Origin of the sequence: Rhodococcus chondri (assembly GCF_036327435.1) — a bacterium.
Taxonomy (GTDB): domain Bacteria; phylum Actinomycetota; class Actinomycetes; order Mycobacteriales; family Mycobacteriaceae; genus Rhodococcus; species Rhodococcus chondri.
The window spans coordinates 1-1,321 of sequence record NZ_JAUZMZ010000369.1 but is presented as its reverse complement, the minus strand read 5'-3'; the positions used below and the strand labels follow the sequence as shown (position 1 = coordinate 1,321).

The following is a 1,321-nucleotide window of genomic DNA, read 5'->3' as shown; positions in this document are numbered from 1 at the left end:
CAGTTGGTCCGGGGTGATGCCGAGCAGCGCGGCGAGTTCGCCGCGCACCGCCGAGTCGCCGTCGGCGAACATTCGCGCCACCACCGCGACGGTGTACTCGGCGACATTCACCGCGACCGGAACGCCGCCTCGGTCGAGGATGTGACCGCGCTCGGCGGGCAGGCGGATGCAGCGCAGCATTTGCGTATCGCTCGTCGCGCGCAGTTCCGTGCCGTGAGCAGTCTGCAGCTGCCAGGCGAACACCGACATCGCGACGAGCGATGCCGTCACCGTGAGCGCACCCGCGGACGCTCCTCGCGGGAGCCGGCGCCGCCGGGGCTCGGTGGCCCACAGCGACCGCGTCACACCGTCGCGGCGCACCGCGAGCACCAACCCGATGGACACGAATCCGACGATCGAGGCCGTGCCCCCGTAGCTGAACAGGGGAATCGGCATGCCGGTGTGCGGCAACAGCGACAGACTCTGCGCGATCGAGACCGCGGTATGAATGCCGAACAGTCCACCGATTCCCGCCGCGACGAGTGCCGCCTCCCGGGTCCGTGCCGTCCGGGCGGCGAGCGTGGCGCGCCACACGATGACCACGACCGCCACCACGACGGCCAGGCCGGCGATCAGACCCCACCCGTACACCACGCTCGCGAAGGCCAGGTCGTGCTCCGATTCGGGAAGATAGGTGGCCCTCAGGTCGTAGTCCGGCTCGCGCCCGAGACCCCACCAGCCCGCGCTGCCGATCGCGATGTCCGCCTGCCACGCCGCCCAACCCGACCCCCAGGGGTCGGCGTCGTCCGACAGGAACACGTGGATCCGTTCCAGCTGGTACGGGCGGAGAAACAGCACCGCCAGCGGAAGCGAGGCGAGCCCGACCGCGAACAGTGGGAGCAGCGACCGTAGCGGCACCCGGGCCAGGATCAGCATGAGCACCACGGTGGCCACGAGCACCACGGCGGTCGACAGGTCGGGCTGCAGCGCGACCAGTGCGACCGGCACGGACGCAACCACCAGGACCGCGACGAATCGACCGAGCGTGTACCCGCCGGCCAGTATCGCGGCGGGGACCAGGACCAGAGCGAGCTTGGCGATCTCGGAGGGCTGCAGGGTGAACACGCCGAGGTCCAGCCAGCGCTGAGCGCCCTTGGTCGCGATGCCGATCAACGGCACCGCCGCGACCAGGACGACCGAGATGGTGAACAACGCCCAACCGAAACGGCTCAGGGCAGCAATTCGCATGCGCGATGTCGCCCACATCGCGCCGAGTCCCACGGCGGCGAGAATCGCGTGACGCACCGCGAGCGACGTCATGCCCGGCGAGAGCATGTTGAGC

General features: G+C 70.2%; 1 protein-coding gene. It reads right to left on the bottom strand.

Going from position 1 to position 1,321, the window contains the following annotated elements; translation table 11 throughout:
* On the bottom strand, positions 1–1,321 hold a 1,321-nt coding region (locus Q8814_RS26175; RefSeq protein WP_330154836.1), incomplete at both ends, for an FtsW/RodA/SpoVE family cell cycle protein.